Here is a 19,663-nt window from a genome sequence, read left to right as displayed (position 1 = left end):
TTAGCGCAGGCTGATGGTCGTGTTGACGCCGTCGTTGACGGTGTCGTCGTCGAACCAGCGGGCGGTGACGGTCTTGGTCTGCGTGTAGAACTGCACGACCTGTTTGCCATAGGGGCCGAGGTCGCCGAGCTTCGAGCCGCGCGAGCCGGTGAAGCTGAAGGACGGCACCGGCACGGGAATCGGAATGTTGATGCCGACCTGGCCGATATCGATCTCGCTCTGGAATTTGCGCGCCGCCGCGCCGCTCTGCGTGAAGAGCCCGACGCCGTTGCCGAACGGATTACGGTTGACCAGCGCGATTGCGTCATCGAGCGTCGCAGCGTTCAGCACCACCAGCACCGGACCGAAAATCTCCTGGCGATAGATTTCCATCTCGGTGGTGACGTCGGTAAAGACCGTCGGGCCGATGAAGTTGCCTTGCTCGTAGCCGGGCACTTTAACGTCGCGGCCGTCGAGCGCGAGTGTCGCGCCTTCTTTCACGCCCGTCTCGATCAGTCCGAGAATGCGCTGCTTCGCCGCGCGCGAAACCACCGGGCCAATGTCCGTGTTCGGTTCGTTGCCCGCATTGACCTTCAGCGTCCTGGCCTTGGCGACCAGGTCCGGCAACCATTGCTGCGCGGCGCCCACCAGCACGACCACCGAGGTCGCCATGCAGCGCTGCCCCGCTGCGCCGAAACCCGCACCAGCCAGCGCATTCAACGTCTGCTCGCGGTTCGCATCGGGCAGCACGACGGCGTGGTTTTTCGCGCCCATCATCGATTGCACGCGCTTGCCGTGCTCGCTGCCGAGGCGGTACACATGCGTACCGACCGCCGTCGAGCCGACGAACGAAATGGCCTTCACGAGTTCGTGCGTGCAGAGCGCGTCGACCACCTCCTTGCCGCCGTGCACGACATTCAGCACACCCTTCGGCACGCCCGCTTCGAGCGCGAGTTCGACCAGTTGCATGGTCGAAAGCGGGTCTTGCTCGGAAGGCTTCAGCACGAACGTATTGCCGCACACGATCGCCATCGGGAACATCCACAGCGGGATCATCGCCGGGAAGTTGAACGGCGTGATGCCGGCGCATACGCCGATCGGCTGGCGCAGCGTGTACGTATCGACGCCGCCGGCGACGTTCTCCGCGAACTCGCCCTGCTGCAAGGTGCCGATCGAGCATGCATGTTCGACCACTTCGAGGCCGCGGAAGATATCGCCTTCGGCATCGGGAATGGTCTTGCCCTGTTCCGCGCTCAAGGTCTTCGCGATACGCGGCGAATGCTCGCGAATCAGCGCCTGGTACTTCAGCATGATGCGCATGCGCGCGCCGATCGGCGTGTCCTTCCAGGTCTTGAACGCGGCGTGGGCGCAACGGATGGCTTCGTTCACTTCATCGGCGGTGGCGAACGGTACGCGCGCCAGCACTTCTTGCGTGGCGGGATTGACGATGTCGCGCCATTCGGCGGTCTTCGATTCGACGAACTCGCCGTTGATCAGCAACTTGACGGTGGCAACGGCTGCATTTGCGCTCATGCTGGAACTCCTCTGCAATGGCCGCGAGGCGGCCGGACAGTGATTGGATAAATATCAACGCAGATCGGGGAAATCTTCCTCCCAATACTCATCGGGCAAACGCGCGGGTTCGGCCTCGCGCTCCATTTCGCGGCGTCGCAATTCGACGCGGCGAATCTTGCCGGAGATGGTCTTGGGCAGTTCGCTGAACTGCAGGCGGCGAATCCGCTTGTACGGTGCGAGCTTTTCGCGCGAGAACGCGAACACGGCGCGCGCGAGTTCGGGGCCGGCTTCATAGCCCTGACGCACGGTGACGAATGCTTTGGGCACCGACAGACGCAGCGCGTCGGCGCTCGGCACCACGGCGGCCTCGCCGATCGCCTCGTGCTCGATCAGCACGCTTTCGAGTTCGAACGGACTGAGGCGGTAATCGGACGATTTGAAAACGTCGTCGGCGCGGCCGACGTAGACGTAGTAGCCGTCGTCACGGCGCAGCGCGACGTCGGACGTGCGATAGAAGCCGTTGCGCATGGCTTGCGCGGTGGCGTTGGCGTTGTTCGCGTAGCCGGTCATCAGACCGAGCGGCCGTTGCGCAAGCGGCAGCGCAATTTCGCCTTCGGTGACGGGCTGGTCGTCGGCATCGATGAGCTCGATGGTGTAGCCCGGCAGCGGACGTCCCATCGAACCCGCGACGACCGGCTGGCCCGGCGAATTGCCAATCTGGCAGGTCGTCTCGGTCTGGCCGTAGCCGTCGCGGATCGTAATGTCCCACGCGTGCTTCACGCGCTCGATGACCTCGGGATTCAACGGCTCGCCGGCGCCGACAATCTCGCGCAGCTTGACCGGATAGTCGCTCAGATGCTCCTGCACCAGCATGCGCCAGACAGTGGGCGGCGCGCACAGCGTGGTGATGTTGAAACGCACCAGCGCGTTCAACGTGTCTTTCGGCACGAAGCGTGGGAAGTTGAAAACGAACACGCAGGCCTGCGCATTCCACGGCGCGAAGAAGCAGCTCCACGCGTGCTTGGCCCAGCCCGGCGAGCTGATATTCCAATGGATGTCGTTCGGTTGCAGGCCGATCCAGTACATCGTCGACAGATGGCCGACCGGATAGCTCTGATGCGTATGTTCGACCAGCTTGGGCTTCGAGGTCGTGCCCGAAGTGAAATACAGCAGCATTGGGTCGGTGGCCAGCGTGACGCCTTCGGGCGTGAATTGCGGCGATGCGTCATAGGTCGCGGCCAGGTCGATCCAGCCGTCGCGCGGCGTGCCCACCGAGAGGCGCGTGAGCGGCGCTTCGAGCGCATCGAATTTGCCCAGCTCCGCGCTATCGACCACCGCGAAATTCGCGCCGCCGATCTGCACGCGATCGCGCACGTCGTCGGCGGAAAGCTGGGTGGTGGCCGGCAGTACGATCGCGCCGAGCTTCATGGCCGCGAGCATCACGTCCCACAGTTCGACGCGGTTCGGCAGCATCAGCAGCAGGCGGTCGCCGCGGCCCACGCCCAAGCCGCGCAGGAAATTCGCCATGCGCGCCGAGCGCTCGGACATCTGCGCGTAGGACAGGCGCAGGCCGTCGGTGGCGGGATCGTCGACGATCCATAGCGCTGGGTTGTCGTTATCGCGCGCGATCACGTCGAAGTAGTCGAGCGCCCAGTTGAACTCGCCTAATGCCGGCCACGCGAATTCGCGGTATGCACGGTCGTAGTTGGTTCGATGGCGCAATAACAGATCACGCGCGTCGAAAAAGGCCTTCGCTGCAGTCATTGTCGTCTCCAGTTGGCGGTCTATCCGCTTTGCTTTTTTGTCCCGCTGCTGCACTGCTTTCTATCCGGCGGCCAGGCTATTTTGCGCTCAAATGCCGCTTCGTTTGCATTTACACATGCCGCGCGATCAGCATGCGTTGCACCTCGCTGGTCCCTTCGTAAATCTGCGTAATGCGCGCATCGCGATAATGGCGCTCCACGGCGTAGTCCGCCAGATAACCATAGCCGCCGTGAATCTGGATCGCGTTCGAGCAGATTTCCTCGGCCAGTTCCGACGCGAACAGCTTGGCCTGCGAAGCCTCCGACAAACACGGCTTGCCCGCCGTGCGCAGCCGCGCCGCGTGATGCACCAGCAGGCGCGCTGCATTCAAACGCGTGGCCATGTCGGCGAGCATGTTGGCGATGGTCTGATGCTCCTTCAACGCCTTGCCGAACTGGATGCGCTCGTTCGCATAGAGACGCGCGGCGTCGAACGCGGCGCGCGCGATCCCGATCGCCTGCGCGGCAATGCCGATGCGCCCGCCTTCGAGATTCGACAGCGCGATGCGCAGGCCCTCGCCTGGTTCGCCGAGCAGATTGGCTTGCGGCACGGCGCAGTCGTCGAGCGAAATCGGACAGGTGTCCGAAGCGCGAATGCCGAGCTTGTGCTCCGGCTTGCCGACGTTGAAGCCCGGCGTATCGGTCGGCACGATGAAGGCCGACAGACCGCGCTTGCCACGGTCGGGATCGGTCACAGCGAACACGATCGCGAGGTCGGCGCGCGAGCCGTTGGTCACGAACTGCTTGCTGCCGTTGAGAATCCACTTGCCGTCGCGCAGCACGGCGCGGCTGCGCAGATTGTTCGCCTCGGAACCGGCCTGCGGTTCGGTCAGGCAGAACGCGCCGATCCGGCGACCGGTCGCGAGATCCTGCAAGTAGCGGTCTTTTTGCGCGTCGGTGCCGAAGTTGAGGATCGGCCCGCAGCCGACCGAGTTATGCACGCTCATCACCGTGGCGCAGGCGGCGCAGCCCGCGGCGATCTCTTCGAGCGCAAGCGCATAGGCCACGTAGTCCGTGTAGGAGCCGCCCCATTCGGCCGGCACGATCATGCCGAGAAAGCCGAGTTCGCCCATCTGCCTGACGACCTCGGCGGGCAGTTGCGCGTCGCGATCCCATTGGCCGGCGTGCGGTGCGAGCTGTTCGGTGGCGAAGTCGCGAGCCGCGTCGCGGATCATCCGTTGTTCGTCGGTGTAGAAGCTGTCCATGGCGCTCGGTCCTGTGCTGTGCGTTTGATCGCGGCGGGTTCGCCGCCTCACGTTCGTGTCTGTGAGGCCAAGCGGAGCGCGATCGCCTGAGGCCCAGTGTAGGCAAGCCGACGGGCAGGTTCGATGCTCAGCCCGATCAATCTGACTGAGCGCATTTGCCATGCTGGTACGATATCAATCCACATACGCCCATGATTTCAGGCACTTGGCGAATCGCCATAAGGAAAATGTTGAGCGCTTTTGCCAGCTTCGCCGTCAAACCGGATATGCATGAAAAACGATAAAGGCACGATTTCCGTCAGCATGGTCGAGGAAGCGCTCGCGCTGGCGCGCTCTCGCGGCCTCGACGCGCTGCCGCTTGCCGAAGCCGCCGGCATCGCCGCGCCAATGCTGGCGTCGCCGAAAAGCCGCGTGTCGTCGGCGCAATACGGCGCACTGTGGGCCGCGATTGCCCGCGCGCTGGACGACGAGTTCTTCGGTCAGGACTCGCATCGCATGAAAAGCGGCAGCTTCATCGCCATGACGCAGACGGCGCTCACCGCGCGCAACGGCGGGCAGGCGCTGGTGCGCGCGGTCGGCTTCATGCGGCTGGTACTGGACGACCTGGACGTGCAGATCGAAACCGACGCGCAGCGCGTGCGCCTGTGCTTCGTTGAAAACGCCGGCGCGCCGCCGCCGGCCATGTTCGCTTATGCGACCTACTTCATCGTCGTGTACGGGCTGTTGTGCTGGCTGGTCGGGCGCCGCATTCCGCTGCTCGAGGCGCGCTTTCGCTGCGCCGAACCGTCCGCCGCGCACGAGTACCGGCTGATGTTCTGCGATCACATGAGCTTCGAACAGGCCGAGTCGTACGTCGATCTCGCGCCGGCCTTTCTCGAGTTGCCGGTGATCCAGACGACCAAATCGGTCAAGCCCTTTCTGCGCGACGCGCCCGGCAGCTTCATCGTCAAGTACCGCAATCCCGGCTCGCTCGCGGCGCGCGTGCGCAAGATGCTGCGCGCCTTGCCGATGGCCGGCTGGCCCGCCGCCGATCAGATGGCCGAACGTCTGCACGTCGCCGAGGCCACCATGCGCCGCCGTTTGAAGCAGGAAGGCTATACGTATCAGTCGATCAAGGACGACCTGCGGCGCGACATAGCAATCGGTGAACTGCAGGACACCGATCGCACCATCGCCGACATCGCGACCTCCGTCGGGTTTGCCGAACCGAGCGCGTTTCATCGCGCGTTTCGCAAGTGGACCGGCATGCGGCCGACCGACTACCGGCCGGCGCGCGCGGATTTCACGCGCAAGGCGGAATCGGACTAAGCTGTAAGGAGCAGGCCAGCCTTCTTTTGGGGTATCGGCCCGCGCCGGCCGATACATGTCGGCAGGGCGCGGCAGCCGTCAGCGATGAGCACGTATCCACGTCTCCCGTTCCGGCAGTCCGGCTCGCGCACGTCGCTTATCCGTGGCGATATGGTGGGCCGGTTGATGCGCGGCATGACCGTGCTCGGCGTGCTTTTGGCGTTTGGGTTCGCGTCGTGCGAATCGAATGTGACGCCGCGCGCCGCCGTCGCCCCTAACAGCGTCATCGTGATTCCGGTGAACGGCGCGATCAGTCCGGCGAGCGCCGACTTCATCGTGCGCAGCCTGCAGCGCGCGATCGACGATCGCGCGCAACTCGCCGTGCTGCAACTGGATACGCCGGGCGGGCTCGATACGTCGATGCGGCAGATCATCAAGGCGATTCTCGGCTCGCCGGTGCCGGTCGCCACCTTCATCGCGCCGAGCGGCGCGCGCGCCGCGAGCGCCGGCACGTATATCGTCTACGCAAGCCACATCGCGGCGATGGCGCCGGGCACGAATCTCGGCGCGGCGACGCCGATCCAGATGGGCATCGGCGGCGCGGAGCCGCCCGGCGGTGGCGGAACGCCGGGCTTACCGGGTGTCGGCGGTAATCCGGGCAGTGGTAACGCTGGCGATAGCGGCGTCGGCAACCCGGCGAAACCCGCGGCATCCGCGCCTACCGGCTCTGCCAGTGCCCTGCCGCTCGACACCCAATCGACCGAAATGCGCAAGCAGGTCCACGACGCCGCCGCCTATATCCGCGGCCTCGCGCAGATGCGCGGGCGCAACGCCGACTGGGCCGAGCGCGCGGTTCGCGAAGCCGTCAGCCTGTCGGCGGCGGACGCGCTCGCGCAACACGTCGTCGATCTGAATGCGCGCGACGTGCCCGACCTGCTGCGCCAGCTCGACGGCCGCATGCTCGTCACCAGCGCGGGCAACGTCAAACTCAACACGGCCAGCGCGCCGATCGTGACGCTCGAAGTCGACTGGCGCAGCCACTTCCTCGCCGTGATCACCGATCCCAACGTCGCGTTGATCCTGCTGATGATCGGCATGTACGGCCTGTTCTTCGAATTCGCCAATCCGGGCTTCGTACTGCCCGGCGTGGTCGGCGCGATCAGCCTGCTGCTCGGCCTCTTCGCCATGCAAATGATGCCCATCAACTACGTCGGCCTCGGCCTGATCTTTCTCGGCATCGCTTTCCTGATCGGCGAGGCGTTCCTGCCGACCTTCGGTTCGCTCGGCTTCGGCGGCGTGGTCGCGTTCGTGATCGGTGCGCTGATGCTGATCGACACCGACGTGCCCGGCTACGGCATCCCGCTGCCGATGATCGCCGCCGTCACCGTGTTCAGCGTGGTGTTCGTGCTGGGCGTGTCGCAACTCGCGCTGCGCGCGCGGCGCCGCCCGGTGGTGACGGGTTCGGAAGCCATGATCGGCAGCCTCGGCGTGGTGCTCGACGGCGGCCTGTCGCCGGCGGACCTCACGGCGGACGGCGCGCTCGGCGGTTGGGCACAAGTGCATGGGGAACGCTGGCGGGTGTCCGGCACGGCCCCGGTCGCGGCGGGCCATGCGGTGCGCGTCACCGCGCGGCGCGGCCTGACGCTGACCGTGGTGCCCGCGGAAGCACGACAACCAGGAGAAAGCTCATGATCGGTTTCACATTCGGCTTTAGCAGCATTCTGATTCTGCTGGCGGCCGCGCTGGTTGCCTCATCGATACGGATTTTTCGGGAGTACGAACGCGGCGTCGTGTTCATGCTCGGGCGTTTCTGGAAGGTCAAGGGGCCGGGCCTCGTGCTGATCATTCCCATCGTGCAGCAGGCCGTGCGCATGGATCTGCGCACCGTCGTGTTCGACGTGCCGCCGCAAGACGTGATCACGCGCGACAACGTCTCGGTGAAGGTCAACGCCGTGGTGTATTTCCGCGTGGTGGATCCGGAGAAAGCGGTGATCCAGGTGGCGCGTTACTTCGAGGCGACCAGCCAGTTATCGCAGACGACCTTGCGTGCGGTGCTCGGCAAACACGAACTCGACGAATTGCTGGCGGACCGCGAGCAGCTCAATGCCGATATCCAGAAAGTGCTCGACGCCCAGACCGACGCGTGGGGCATCAAGGTGTCGATCGTGGAAATCAAGCACGTGGATATCAACGAAACGATGATCCGCGCGATTGCCCGCCAGGCCGAAGCCGAACGCGAGCGGCGCGCCAAGGTGATTCACGCGGAAGGCGAATTGCAGGCCTCGCAGCATTTGCTGGAAGCAGCGCAGACGCTGTCGCGCCAACCCCAGGCGATGCAGTTGCGCTACCTGCAAACCCTCACGACGATCGCCGCGGACAAGAACTCGACGATCGTCTTCCCGCTGCCGATCGACCTGCTGAGCGCTGTCCTGGACCGTTTCAGCAAGCCGTCGGCGCCGTGAACCACAGAATCATTGAGCCCGGTTTGATTCACTGGGCGAAATGGTGCATTGCCTTCAATCGCCTTACTTGAAATGCATACCAAAACTAAAATGCCGGGGTCGTTTTTAACCGCTCCAGAGGAGCTCGTCATGAAAATTGTTTCTCTAGCTGGATTCGGCGCGCTGTTGGCCGCCGTGAGTATGAGTACCGCGTTTGCGCAGTCGGCGCGGCCTTACGATCCGTCGGCGCCGAAAACGCGCGCCCAGGTGAAGGCCGATCTGACCGAATGGCGTGCCGCCGGCTACGATCCGCTCGACTGGATCGACTATCCGTGCAATGCGCAGCGCGCGGGCCGCATCGTCGCGGCACGCCGGGCGCAGGAATCGGGCGGGACGATGACGCAGTAACGCGAGCCACCGCGCGGCGTGCGGCGCTGCCTGCGACTGCAACGGTCGCGGGCGTGGTTCGGGCCGCATGCCTTTCCGGCTTTCACCGCCTTACCCTTTTCCGCAACATCGTCAATTAGCTTGCCGCGCCACCCCGTGCGCTGGCAAGGTATCATCTCGCCCCTTCGACAACCCGCTGCCGGAATCCGAACCATGTCAATCTGGGTTGATGCCGACGCCTGCCCCGTCGTGATCAAGGACATGCTGTACCGTGCCGCGCGCCGCACCAACACGTCGCTGACGCTGGTCGCCAATTCGTTTCTGCGCGTGCCGCCTTCGCCGCTGATCCGCGCGATCCAGGTGCCAGCCGGCTTCGACGCCGCCGACGACCTCATCGCCGAACGCGTCGCCGCGGGCGATCTCGTGATTACCGCCGACATTCCGCTCGCCGCCGCCGTGCTGGCCAAAAACGCGCAGGCGCTCGATCCGCGCGGCAACTGGTACACGCCCGGCACGATCGAAGAACGGCTGCGCATGCGCTCGATGCTCGACCAGTTGCGCAGCAGCGGTGTCGATACCGGCGGGCCTTCGGCCTTCAGTCAGCGCGACAGCAAAAGCTTCGCGGGCGAACTGGACCGCTGGCTCTCACGCCAACGGCCGCAGCCTGATGCATCGGCGCCACAATCTGCCGACGAACCACCCGTCGAATGAGCCTTTACAGGGCCGCCAGGTCACACAATGCGGCACGCCGCCGCCGATCCTGACTACAATCCGGCCGTAGCCATAGCGCCCGTCACTCCGGCGACACGGCGCCTTCGCCGCCCCAATCACAACAAACGCTTTCTGAACGACGAGAGACCCGCCTCATGGACTCCATACAACGCTACTTCGGCTTCGAAGCCGCCGGCACCAACCTGCGCACCGAAGTGCTCGCCGGACTGACCACCTTCCTGACGATGGCCTACATCATCTTCGTCAACCCGGCGATTCTCGGCGACGCCGGCATGCCGAAGGACGCGGTGTTCGTCGCGACCTGCATCGTGGCCGCGCTCGCTTCGCTGATCATGGGTCTCTATGCGAACTATCCGATCGCGCTCGCGCCGGGCATGGGCCTGAACGCGTACTTCGCGTACACCGTCGTGAAAGGCATGGGGTTCACCTGGCAGGCCGCGCTCGGCGCGGTGTTCATTTCCGGCTGCCTGTTCCTGATCGTCACGCTATTCCGCGTGCGTGAAGTGATCGTCAACGGCATTCCGCATTCGATACGCATTGCCATCACCGGCGGTATCGGCCTCTTTCTCGCGATCATTTCGCTGAAGTCGGCCGGCGTGGTGGTGGGTAATCCCGCCACGCTCGTGACGCTCGGCGACCTGCACAATCCGCACGTGATTCTCGCGGTGATCGGCTTCTTCGCGATCGTCACGCTGGACCATTTGCGAGTACGCGGCTCGATCCTGATCGGCATCGTCGGCGTGACGGTGCTGAGCTTCTTCTTCGGCGGCAATCAGTTTCACGGCATCGTCTCCGCGCCGCCGTCCATCTCGCCGACGCTGTTCCAGCTCGACATTCGCGGCGCGCTGTCGGGCGGCGTGCTGAACGTGATCCTCGTGTTCTTCCTCGTCGAACTGTTCGATGCGACCGGCACGCTGATGGGCGTGGCCAATCGCGCCGGGCTGCTGGTGGAAGGCAAGATGCATCGGCTGAACCGCGCGCTGCTCGCCGACAGCACCGCCATTCTGGCCGGCTCGATGCTGGGCACTTCGTCGACCACGGCGTACATCGAAAGCGCGTCGGGTGTGCAAGCCGGCGGGCGCACGGGCGTGACGGCCATCACCGTGGCCGTACTGTTCCTCGCGGCGCTGTTTTTTGCGCCGCTGGCGGGCGTGGTGCCCGGTTATGCGACCGCGCCGGCGCTGCTGTACGTGTCGTGCCTGATGCTGCGCGAAATGCTCGACCTGCCGTGGGACGACGCCACCGAAGTCGTGCCGGCCGCGCTCACCGCCCTGCTGATGCCCTTCACCTATTCGATCGCCAATGGCGTCGCGTTCGGCTTCATTTCGTATGCGGGCCTGAAACTGTTGACCGGCCAGGCGCGCAAAGTGAAGCTGGTGGTATGGATCATCGCGGCGATTTTCCTGTTCCGGTATTTCTATCTCGGCAGCGAGTAGGCACGGCGCGGACGCTCGTCGGCCAAACCCGGGTCTGGATCAACGACGGTTTTATTGACGGTGCCCATTCCGGCCGGGCACCGTTTATCATCCGGTGATTCATAAAAACGATCGACCTGGACACGGGAGTTCCCTACATGTCTTACAGCCGCACCTCGGACCGCTATACGGCGCCCGCTATTTTCTTCCACTGGGCGATGTTTCTGCTGATCGCGCTGGCTTACCTCGCGATCGAGATTCGCGGGCCCAAGGGTAGCGACAGCCGCGCGCTCTGGAGCAGCGTGCATTTCTGGTGCGGCACGCTGGTGCTCGGGCTGGCCTGTTTGCGTCTCGTATGGCGACTGTGGGCCGGCGCGCCCGCCGAAGTGGACAGCAACCGGCTGCTGGCGTTTCTGGCGCGGGCCGCGCATCTCGCTCTGTACATTTTCATCTTCGCGCAGCCGCTGCTCGGTATTCTGATGATCAACACCGGCGGACATCCGGTCACGCTGGCGTGGGTCAACATCGACTACACGCTGGTCGGCGCGGATCCTGTCGCGCGTCCGTTGCTCAAGACGGCGCACGAGTGGCTCGGCAATGCGTTTTATTGGGTGATCGGCTTGCACGCGCTGGCGGCAATCGCGCATCACGTGGTGCTCAAGGATCGGACGCTGCGGCGGATGATTTGAGCGCGAGCGCGCTCACATTCGCACACGAGCGGCATGGCTAGCCGCGGACGGTTTGAAAGTTCGATGCCGCGCGTGAGTTTCCTGGACTTCTGCTTCTTGCGCGGCTGTTCTGCTCGCGGCGTCGGCCGACCGGAGGTCGGAAACGCCCTCAGTCAATTGCGCCAGTTGGCTTCATAGAAGCGCACGTAGCCGCTTCTCAGCACGAGACATTGCGCTCGCGTTTCCGAGATCAGACGCCGCGTGGCCGCTTCGATCCGGGCGCGATGCGTGTCGAAAGCGCCGACCATGTCCTCCAGACGCGGCGATGCGGCGCCGTAGTGGTCTTCCAGTGCCTCCGCCGTGATCATGCATTCCACCCTCTGCCCATCGACCATCGCCGGGAACGCCAAGGTGAGTTCGCGACCTGAATATTCAGGAGTTTCATTGGGGAATAGGATCTGCATGGGTGTTCACCTGGAAGGTAGGTGCTGCGCGTGGTGTAGCCTGGTAGTGCGCACGCCGGTTGCGTCTGATCGCGTCGCTAGCGCCAACCTCCTTGTCCAATGCTGACGACGCGGGCTCGTCACCTGATTGCGGCGCGGAATAGTTCGCGACCTGCGGAGGTGATTTGATTCACTTTAGACGAGTTCGGCCACGGCGCAAGTTTTCCTTTCCGTTTGCCTGATTTTGGTGCCGTGCGCGTTTTTTTGAGGCATGGCGCCCCTAGCGTTTCCGTTTTTTCGCTGCCGCGCGCGGCGCGTTTCGTCCTGTAATATCGGTGTTCGGCCGCGAGCGCGCATGTTGCGCTGCGGCATAGAGCGAGGGCAACGTACCCGCCGCATCCGTTTCACCGGAGACATGCCTTGACCCAACGTTCCGCCACGCCGCCCGCTATCGGCCGGCCCGATGTCCTCGCGCAAGCTCACGCCCGCTCGCTCGAAATCGGCCTGCGCGCGTCGGAGATACCGGACTTTCATCCGCTGCCGCGGCCGGCGCTGCGTGAGCTCGTCGAGCGCAATCAATCGCTGTTTACGCATGCGCTTCCCGTCATGGAAACGCTGCACGCGCAGATCGTCGATACGCAAAGCATGGTGCTGCTCACCGATAATCACGGCGTGATCCTGCACAGTCTCGGCGACAGCGACTTCGTCGAGAAAGCCAATCGCGTCGCGCTGTGTCCGGGCGTGTCGTGGGCCGAAGCGGATCGCGGCACCAATGCGATCGGCACCGCGCTCGTCGACGGACAGCCAACCGTCGTGCATGCGGGCGAACATTTTCTGCACGCCAACCGGATTCTCACCTGTTCGTGCGCGCCGATCGCCGATCCGTTCGGGCGCACGATCGGCGCGCTCGACGTGAGCGGCGACACGCGCGGTTTTCACAAGCACACGCTCGCGCTCGTGAGGATGTCGGCGCAGATGATCGAAAATCATCTGTTCTCCAATCAATTCGTCGACGCGATCCGCGTGCACTTTCACGCGCGCGCGGAATTCATCGGCACGCTGTTCGAAGGGCTCGCGGCGTTCGCGCCGGACGGCACGTTTCTGTCGGCCAATCGCAGTGCGCTGTTTCAGTTTGGGCAGCCGCTCGCCGAACTGCAACGGCAACCGTTCGATGCGCTATTCGGCGTGGCCCTCTCGAGGCTGTTGCAGCAGATCGCGCGTGCGCCTGGTGAGAACATACTGTTGACGCTGCCAAGCGGCGTGCGCGTGGTCGCGCGCGGCGAATATACGCTGACGCGCTATGTCGCGCCCTCGGAGAGTTTCGCCGGCACATCACGTGCGCCGTTGTCCAGCGACGCGCGTCATGCGCCCCGCTGCATCGATCCCGCGCCGCTGGCCACGCTCGAAACGCTCGACACCGGCGACGCGCAAGTCGCCGCGATTCTGCGGCGCGTCGCCAAACTGCGCGGACGCGATATTCCGATTCTCGTGCTCGGCAAGACCGGCACCGGCAAGGAATGGCTCGCGCGCGCCATCCATCACGATTCACCGCGCCGGGCCGCGCCCTTTGTCGCACTGAATTGCGCGTCGTTGCCGGACACGCTGATCGAGGCGGAGTTGTTCGGCTACGAAGACGGCGCGTTCACCGGCGCGAAGAAACGCGGCAGCGTCGGCAAGATCGTGCAGGCCGACGGCGGCACGCTGTTCCTCGACGAGATCGGCGACATGCCGCTCGCCCAGCAAGTGCGCCTCATGCGCGTGCTGCAGGAGCGCAACGTCGTGCCGCTCGGCGGGACGCGGGCGATTCCGGTGGATTTGCGCATTGTCTGCGCAACGCACCGCAACCTGCGGGAGATGATCGAAGCGGGCACGTTCCGCGAAGACCTGTATTACCGGATCAATGGGCTCGTGCTGACCTTGCCGGCGCTGCGCGAACGCACCGATCTTCGCGCGCTCGTCGCGCGCATGCTGGAGTTGCAGCCCGACGGCGAACGCTTGCCACGGCGCGTGTCCGCCGAAGTACTCGAACGATTCGCGCAATGCCGCTGGCCGGGCAATCTGCGGCAACTGGCCAACGTGTTGCGCACGGCGAGCATCATGGCCGAAGGCGCGGAACAGATCGAACTCGATGATTTGCCCGAGGACTTCTTGCAGGATTGCATCGACACCGTGGCTGAGCCACGCGCGGACTCGCCGACGGCGCGTGCGGATTCCGAGTTCCGCGATGAGGTCCGCGCGGCCGCGCAAACGCAAGGGCAGCCGGCGACCAGCAAGATGGAGGCATGGCAGGCCACGCTGATTGCGCAAACGCTCGAACGGCTCGACGGCAACGTGTCGGCGGCGGCGCGCGAGTTGGGCCTCGCGCGCAATACGGTGTACCGGTATTTGCGGCGCAACGGTTCGACTCATTGAAGACGCGGCTGGAAAGGCGATTGCAGCGGCAACGTGTAAAGTGTGGCGCACTCCGTCACAGACTCACACGATGTCCGACTCCACCCGCCCGCCCCTTGTCCGCGTCGAGCCGCTCGGCTGCAGCTTCGAAGCACCCGATTCGCTGACGATTCTCGAAGCCGCCGGTTTTGCGAATCTGCGTTTGCCGCGCTCGTGCCGGAATGGGACGTGCCGGACGTGTTTGTGCAAAATGACGGCCGGACGCGTGCGCTACACGATCGAATGGCCAGGGCTCAGTCGGGAAGAAAAACAGGAAGGCTATATTCTGCCGTGCGTAGCGATCGCGGAATCCGATGTGGTGATCGAAGTACCAGACGCGGCCGAACTACCGCCGCTCAAGTAAAACGCGGCGCATATCCGCACCGCGCACCCAGGTCTTACCGCCCATTCCCCATCGCCCGCTCAATTTTCCTGTCGGTGTTGTACTGGCTCAACGCATACACCGACCAGATCGCGGCCGGAATCCAGCCGATCAACGTGATTTGGAGGATCAGGCAGATGACGCCCGCAAACGGGCGGCCGATCGTAAAGAACTGGAACCACGGCAGAATGATGGCAAGCAATAGGCGCATGCGAATTTCCCGTTGTTGATACTGACTAGTCGATCGGCGCGAAGCGCGGCGCCATGGCGCCGTCCACTTCGATCATTTCGAAAAATACCGAAGCCGGACGCGTCCAGATCGTACCATTGCTCGCTTTGTAGACGATCATCGTGACCTTCGGGTCCGACTCGAGCGTAGCCTCGCAAACCAGTTCGTAAATCCCGCCTTTGTAATGCCGGTACCGCACCATTCTGTTCTCCCTGAATCGACCCATCTCGACCGTTAAGCACGGCAACGGCCGAACCGTCAGCCGCTCTCTTTCATCTGCTTGAGAATCTTGTAGACTGTGGCGCGCCCCATCGTCAGCACGGCGGCCACATAGTTCGCAGAACTGCGGCCGCGAAACGCGCCTTGTGCATGCAGCGCCTCGACGATTTCCCGCTTGTGCTCGCGCGTGAGCGCATTGATGCCGATCTGCCGCTCGCGCAGCCACGTGTGCAGATACGTGTTGATGCGGTCCTGCCAGTCGTCGCGGAACAGTTCCTCCGCGGGCGCGTCCGTCAGATTGCCGCCTTTGATGAACAGATCGAGCGTGGAGCGCACATCTTCGAACACCGCGATATTGAAGTTGATGCACAGCATACCGGCCGGCTTGCCGTCGTCGTCGAACAGGATGTTGCTCACGCAGCGCATGCGCCGGCCGTCCCAGTTGAGCTTTTCGTACGGGCCGATGGTCTGGCCGCGCGCTGCGTAATGGACTTCGTCCAGCACCGACGGTCCGCCGACTTCGAGCTTCGACAGGTTGTTCACGAGATAGGCGATAGTCTGGTCGCGCAGGTCGTGAATCACCACTTCGGCACACGGGTAGAAAAGCGCCGCGATGCCGTCGGCGATGGGAGCGTAGCGCTCGAGCAGCAGGTCTTTCACGGGAGACACGTTTGGGTTGCGCATGGGCAGTCGCAATGTTCGAAGGATGCGGCAACTCGCCATTGTAGCCACCCGGCCCGAGCCCGGCGACCATGGCGCCGGCACGCCCGCAAAAAAACGAACGCCGATGCGCTTCGTCACGCGGCGAATTTTGTCCGCTTGGCGAGCGATTTTTTTTCGTGCGATAAAAGACCCATCTATTTCACGGAGCAACTGATGGCCACGCTTGAAGCGTTTCGCGCCGTGCTGGATGACGAAGGCACGCCGGAAATCATCCGCAATCACATTATCGATTCGCTGCAGTACACGCTGCGCAATCATGGACAGATCTTCACGTCGAAGGAAGTCGAATGGCTGGCCGGCTGGGACGACGCCCGCATTCCGCTGGCGGCGTCGCGCGAGCTGCAGAAACGTGTCGCCGAAACTTCCCGTTGACGCACGAGTCTGTTGATCGTCCCGTGCCCGCGCCATGACGGCGCAACCTTCACCCGGCGTGCCGCTCATGCCCCGGCATGCCGGCCGCGACCACTGGGCCGCCCTCGAAGCCCCGCCCGCCGGGCGGTTTGCCCCTGCCTGGAACTTTTTGCTATCCAATTAGCCCCATTTAGTGCATCATATTGGAATAGCTGTGCCCCGCATTCGCATTAGCAGGCAACATCAGGCAACTCCGGATAGTCCCGAACCGGCGTCTGCGCACCACCCCCGACTGTTCGACCGCCGCCCGCCGGCGATCCCGTCACTCCGGCAATGCGTCGCAAGCATTCGCCGTCGCGAGTCGTGCAGCTGAGTGTTCAGCTTTACGCGCCCGGTGTCTGCGCGACATCAGCGTGTTTCTTCTCCATCGAACCCGCGATTTTTGCGCGGTCGCGCTCAAGCCCTTGCCATCGGGCCTGTGCCAACCTTTTTCCATGGCGGCGCGCCCCAAGGTGCAGCGCTGCCCGGCCTGTCGTGCCGCGCGTAACACGCGTGACACGCCAGCCACGTATTACAGGACACGTGCTTCATGAATTCAGTTGTCAAGACGTACAAGGGTTATGAAATTCACCCGCTCGTCTATCCGCGCCGCCCGGCGGACGGTCAGGCGAGCCGCAATCCGGACGCCGGCTACGACGCGTCGGTGCGCATCTGCCGCGTGGGCGCCAATGCGGCGGCCGACGGGCGTGTGTTCCGTCTGCAGTACCTGTTTCCGTTCGACGGCACGGGCAAGGCGCGCATTGCGTGCATGGCCCACGCCGAACAATTGATCGACGGCCGTGTAGACGGCCAGTCCGTCGCCGATCTTTGAGCGGTACTATCGGCACATAGGCCGATACCGCAGTACGGCGGGCTCGAAAAGCCCGCTTTTGCCCCCATCTGATGTTGTGCTGCCCGGCGTGGGCGACCAACACCCCTTATCCCATCGACCAGGAGTTATGCATGGCGAAAGAAGAACTGCTTGAACTTGACGGTATCGTCGACGAAGTACTTCCGGACAGCCGTTACCGCGTGACGCTCGACAACGGCGTCGTGGTAGGCGCTTACGCGTCCGGACGCATGCGCAAGAACCACATCCGTATTCTCGCGGGCGACCGCGTGACGCTGGAACTGTCGGTCTACGATCTGACCAAAGGCCGGATCAATTTCCGTCACAAAGACGAGCGCGCCACCGGTGGCGGCGGTGCTCGCAACACGCAATTCCGTCGCCGTTAAGGCTGGCGGCACGCTGACCGCGCCCCGCACGGTCCTGGCGTGATCCATTGCGATTGAGTTGTACGCGAAGCCATTCGCGCGCCTTCTCCGGCTTGACTCGCTGATCCATTCACTCGAGCCTGAGCGGCGCGCTGCGGCATCGCTTTGTCGCAGCCGGGTTTTGCCCGGATTTCTCAAGCACTGGCGCTTTCCACTGCCAGTAGGCGCTTCGCAGCCGTCTCGCCTCCTCCATACGCACGCTTAAAGCCCGAACACCGCCCCGAGATCTTCTCCGGCGGCGCTTTTGCGCACCTGCTCGATCACCCGCTCTTCCAGTTCCGCCAGATGCTCGCGCATCGACGACAGGGCAACGTCGAGGTCGCCCGCGTCGAGTGCGTCGATGATTTGCGTGTGTTCATCCGCGGAGCAGGTCGAGCCCTTTGACGGGTCGAAGAGCGCTTTGTACAGCTCGGTCTTGGCGACCAGTTGCCCGACCAGCCCGAGCAATTCCGTGCCGCCGGCGAGCTCCGTCAGCAGCACATGAAACTGGCCGGCAAGGCGCACGGATTCTTCGACCGCGCCCGCTCTCATTGCCTTCTCCTCGCTGCGCACGTGCGCGCGCAGGCGCCGCTTGTGCGGCGCGCTCAACGCCCCGCACAAAGCGGCGACGATGCCCGCCTCGACGATCTGCCGCGCGCGATACACCTGGCGAATGTCGTCTTCCGACGGCGACGGCACGAACGCCCCGCGATTCGCCTCCAGCACGAGCTTGCCCTCGAAGCCGAGCCGCGCCAGCACCTTGCGCAGCGCGCCGCGCGTGCAGCCGAACGCGGCGGCGAGATCGCGTTCGACGAGTTGCGCGCCCGGCCGCAGGCGCCCTTGCAACAACGCCGCGGTGATGGACGCATAAATGCGCTCTTCGACGCTGATCGCATCGTCGTCGCGTGCGGCTTGAATGGGCGTTTCGGTGTCGGCAGGCGACGCAGGACGGGGACGGGGAGCCATGAATTCAGTAGTCGGAAACGGAGCGATATCGGCAGGCATTCTAGCGGCAGCGGCTCCGGCCGTCAGTCGCGCTTTTATTGACCCGTGTTGAGCACAACCCTGAACCGTGCCGCACCGCTCATCATCCGGTCGTAGGCGTCGGCGGCTTTGGTTAGCGGGAATTCTTCGATCATCGGCTTGATACCCGATAGCGCGCTGAAGGCGAGCGTGTCCTGAGAATCCGCTGAGGTGCCCGACGGCCAGCCTTGCACCGAATTGCGCCCCATGACGAACTGCGCGATCGGCACCTCCACCGGCTCCTCCGAGAGCCCGACCATGATCAGCTTGCCGTTCAATCCCAACCCGCCCACCACGGCGCTCATTGCCTTGCCGCTTGTGACGGTCGCAAGAATGACGCGAGCGCCGCCCAACGCCTGCAGCGCTTGTGCGACGTCCGCCTTCGTGCTGTCGATGTAGTGGTGAGCGCCCAGCTCTTTCGCGAGGCTTGCCTTGTCCTGCCCGCGCGCGACGGCCACCGTGACAAATCCCATTTTTCGCGCGAACTGCACGCCGAGGTGACCGAGTCCGCCAATGCCCAGCACGGCGACTACATCCCCGGCGCGCGCGCCGCTGTTGCGCAGCGCGTTGAATGTCGTGATGCCGGCACACAGAAGCGGTGCGGCATCCACATCGGAAAGATCATCCGGAATGCGCGCCAGCGCTTCGACCGGGGCCACCATGAACTCGGCATAGCCGCCGTCGTAGCTGATGCCAGGCACGAGTGCGCGCTGACACAGAACGAAATCGCCTCGACGGCAATGCTCGCACCGTCCGCAATGTCCGCCGTGCCAGCCGACGCCGACTCGCTGTCCCGCCGTCCATCCTTCAACGCCCGCGCCGACCGTATCGATGACGCCCGCAATCTCGTGCCCAGGCACCCGCGGATATTCAAGGCCCGGCCACTGCCCTTCTTTAGTCAATACGTCACTGTGGCAGATACCGCAGGCCTGGATCTTGATGAGTACCTGGCCGGCACCCGGTTCCGGCACGTCCCGTTCGACGAGTTCCAGGGGTCCGCCAGCCTTTGCCACCTGCACTGCCTTCATCGTCCGCATCGCTTTCCTCCTCACGCAAGAGACGAACGCGAGTTGACCGAGCCCGGTTCGCAGATTTGTCTTCGACGTCACCCTCCGGTCAAGCGCTCAGCTTACGCCGAA

The 19,663-nt window shown here is 64.1% G+C and carries 21 protein-coding genes; 12 read left to right on the top strand and 9 right to left on the bottom strand.

The window, feature by feature from the left end:
* The 3 genes from B0G80_RS25745 to B0G80_RS25735 all read right to left on the bottom strand — a co-directional run bounded on the left by B0G80_RS25745 (position 1) and on the right by B0G80_RS25735 (position 4,501).
* The gene (locus tag B0G80_RS25745; protein WP_116120681.1) at positions 1–1,512 is read right to left on the bottom strand and encodes a CoA-acylating methylmalonate-semialdehyde dehydrogenase; all 1,512 of its coding nucleotides are present in this window, start codon (positions 1,510–1,512) and stop codon (positions 1–3) included.
* 54 nt (positions 1,513–1,566) lie between these two features.
* Positions 1,567–3,258, bottom strand: a complete 1,692-nt coding sequence (locus tag B0G80_RS25740; protein WP_116120679.1) for an AMP-binding protein — start codon at positions 3,256–3,258, stop codon at positions 1,567–1,569.
* Between the two features lie 109 nt (positions 3,259–3,367).
* Complete coding sequence (locus tag B0G80_RS25735; RefSeq protein WP_116120677.1) at positions 3,368–4,501, bottom strand: acyl-CoA dehydrogenase; 1,134 nt, start codon at positions 4,499–4,501, stop codon at positions 3,368–3,370.
* Positions 4,502–4,771: 270 nt separating this feature from the next.
* On the opposite strand from B0G80_RS25735, the gene B0G80_RS25730 reads away from it, so the two are divergent.
* The 7 genes from B0G80_RS25730 (at position 4,772) to B0G80_RS25700 (ending at position 11,452) form a co-directional block, all read left to right on the top strand.
* Positions 4,772–5,809, top strand: coding sequence for an AraC family transcriptional regulator (locus B0G80_RS25730; RefSeq protein WP_116120675.1), 1,038 nt, complete (start codon positions 4,772–4,774; stop codon positions 5,807–5,809).
* An 84-nt stretch (positions 5,810–5,893) separates the two neighbouring features.
* Positions 5,894–7,480 (top strand): nodulation protein NfeD, encoded by a 1,587-nt coding sequence (locus tag B0G80_RS25725; protein ID WP_116120673.1) that lies wholly within the window; start codon positions 5,894–5,896, stop codon positions 7,478–7,480.
* On the top strand, positions 7,477–8,250 hold the full coding sequence (locus tag B0G80_RS25720; protein WP_106277592.1) for a slipin family protein: 774 nt from the start codon (positions 7,477–7,479) through the stop codon (positions 8,248–8,250). The genes B0G80_RS25725 and B0G80_RS25720 overlap by 4 nt, the downstream gene beginning before the upstream one ends.
* 129 nt (positions 8,251–8,379) lie before the next feature.
* Complete coding sequence (locus B0G80_RS25715) at positions 8,380–8,637, top strand: DUF4148 domain-containing protein (protein ID WP_116120671.1); 258 nt, start codon at positions 8,380–8,382, stop codon at positions 8,635–8,637.
* Positions 8,638–8,829: 192 nt separating this feature from the next.
* The gene (locus tag B0G80_RS25710) at positions 8,830–9,327 is read left to right on the top strand and encodes a YaiI/YqxD family protein (protein WP_116120670.1); all 498 of its coding nucleotides are present in this window, start codon (positions 8,830–8,832) and stop codon (positions 9,325–9,327) included.
* Positions 9,328–9,482: 155 nt separating this feature from the next.
* On the top strand, positions 9,483–10,784 hold the full coding sequence (locus B0G80_RS25705; RefSeq protein WP_106277586.1) for an NCS2 family permease: 1,302 nt from the start codon (positions 9,483–9,485) through the stop codon (positions 10,782–10,784).
* A 137-nt stretch (positions 10,785–10,921) separates the two neighbouring features.
* A complete protein-coding gene (locus tag B0G80_RS25700; RefSeq protein ID WP_116120668.1) occupies positions 10,922–11,452 on the top strand; it encodes a cytochrome b in 531 nt (176 codons plus the stop codon).
* 152 nt (positions 11,453–11,604) lie between these two features.
* On the opposite strand, the gene B0G80_RS25695 is transcribed toward B0G80_RS25700, so the two are convergent.
* Positions 11,605–11,895, bottom strand: coding sequence for a DUF1488 domain-containing protein (locus tag B0G80_RS25695; protein ID WP_012427513.1), 291 nt, complete (start codon positions 11,893–11,895; stop codon positions 11,605–11,607).
* Between the two features lie 399 nt (positions 11,896–12,294).
* Between B0G80_RS25695 and B0G80_RS25690 the strand changes: the two genes are divergently transcribed.
* Positions 12,295–14,286, top strand: a complete 1,992-nt coding sequence (locus B0G80_RS25690; RefSeq protein ID WP_116120666.1) for a sigma-54-dependent Fis family transcriptional regulator — start codon at positions 12,295–12,297, stop codon at positions 14,284–14,286.
* 70 nt (positions 14,287–14,356) lie between these two features.
* A complete protein-coding gene (locus tag B0G80_RS25685) occupies positions 14,357–14,668 on the top strand; it encodes a 2Fe-2S iron-sulfur cluster-binding protein (protein WP_116120665.1) in 312 nt (103 codons plus the stop codon).
* A gap of 34 nt (positions 14,669–14,702) precedes the next feature.
* On the opposite strand, the gene B0G80_RS25680 is transcribed toward B0G80_RS25685, so the two are convergent.
* Genes B0G80_RS25680 through B0G80_RS25670 form a run of 3 tightly spaced genes read right to left on the bottom strand, consistent with a single transcriptional unit; the run spans position 14,703 to position 15,818 of the window.
* Positions 14,703–14,897 (bottom strand): YqaE/Pmp3 family membrane protein, encoded by a 195-nt coding sequence (locus tag B0G80_RS25680; protein WP_116120663.1) that lies wholly within the window; start codon positions 14,895–14,897, stop codon positions 14,703–14,705.
* 25 nt (positions 14,898–14,922) lie between these two features.
* A complete protein-coding gene (locus tag B0G80_RS25675; RefSeq protein WP_116120661.1) occupies positions 14,923–15,117 on the bottom strand; it encodes a DUF1653 domain-containing protein in 195 nt (64 codons plus the stop codon).
* A gap of 56 nt (positions 15,118–15,173) precedes the next feature.
* Entirely contained in the window at positions 15,174–15,818 is a 645-nt protein-coding gene (locus tag B0G80_RS25670) for a transcriptional regulator (protein ID WP_106304227.1), read from the bottom strand.
* Between the two features lie 192 nt (positions 15,819–16,010).
* On the opposite strand from B0G80_RS25670, the gene B0G80_RS25665 reads away from it, so the two are divergent.
* The 3 genes from B0G80_RS25665 (at position 16,011) to infA (ending at position 17,483) form a co-directional block, all read left to right on the top strand.
* Complete coding sequence (locus B0G80_RS25665) at positions 16,011–16,229, top strand: hypothetical protein (RefSeq protein ID WP_106277571.1); 219 nt, start codon at positions 16,011–16,013, stop codon at positions 16,227–16,229.
* A gap of 568 nt (positions 16,230–16,797) precedes the next feature.
* Positions 16,798–17,079 carry a hypothetical protein gene (locus tag B0G80_RS25660; protein WP_106277569.1) on the top strand — a complete coding sequence of 94 codons (282 nt, stop codon included), beginning with the start codon at positions 16,798–16,800 and terminating at the stop codon, positions 17,077–17,079.
* A gap of 131 nt (positions 17,080–17,210) precedes the next feature.
* Complete coding sequence (gene infA, locus B0G80_RS25655) at positions 17,211–17,483, top strand: translation initiation factor IF-1 (RefSeq protein WP_012427521.1); 273 nt, start codon at positions 17,211–17,213, stop codon at positions 17,481–17,483.
* Between the two features lie 240 nt (positions 17,484–17,723).
* Here infA and B0G80_RS25650 read toward each other — a convergent pair whose 3' ends face one another.
* Both B0G80_RS25650 and B0G80_RS25645 read right to left on the bottom strand, forming a co-directional pair.
* On the bottom strand, positions 17,724–18,467 hold the full coding sequence (locus tag B0G80_RS25650) for a GntR family transcriptional regulator (protein ID WP_181920065.1): 744 nt from the start codon (positions 18,465–18,467) through the stop codon (positions 17,724–17,726).
* Between the two features lie 74 nt (positions 18,468–18,541).
* On the bottom strand, positions 18,542–19,561 hold the full coding sequence (locus B0G80_RS25645) for an alcohol dehydrogenase (protein ID WP_116120659.1): 1,020 nt from the start codon (positions 19,559–19,561) through the stop codon (positions 18,542–18,544).
* Between the last annotated feature and the right edge of the window lie 102 nt (positions 19,562–19,663).

The organism is Paraburkholderia sp. BL6669N2 (genome assembly GCF_003387275.1).
In the GTDB taxonomy this organism is placed as follows: domain Bacteria; phylum Pseudomonadota; class Gammaproteobacteria; order Burkholderiales; family Burkholderiaceae; genus Paraburkholderia.
This window is presented reverse-complemented; position numbering and strand designations above follow the sequence as displayed.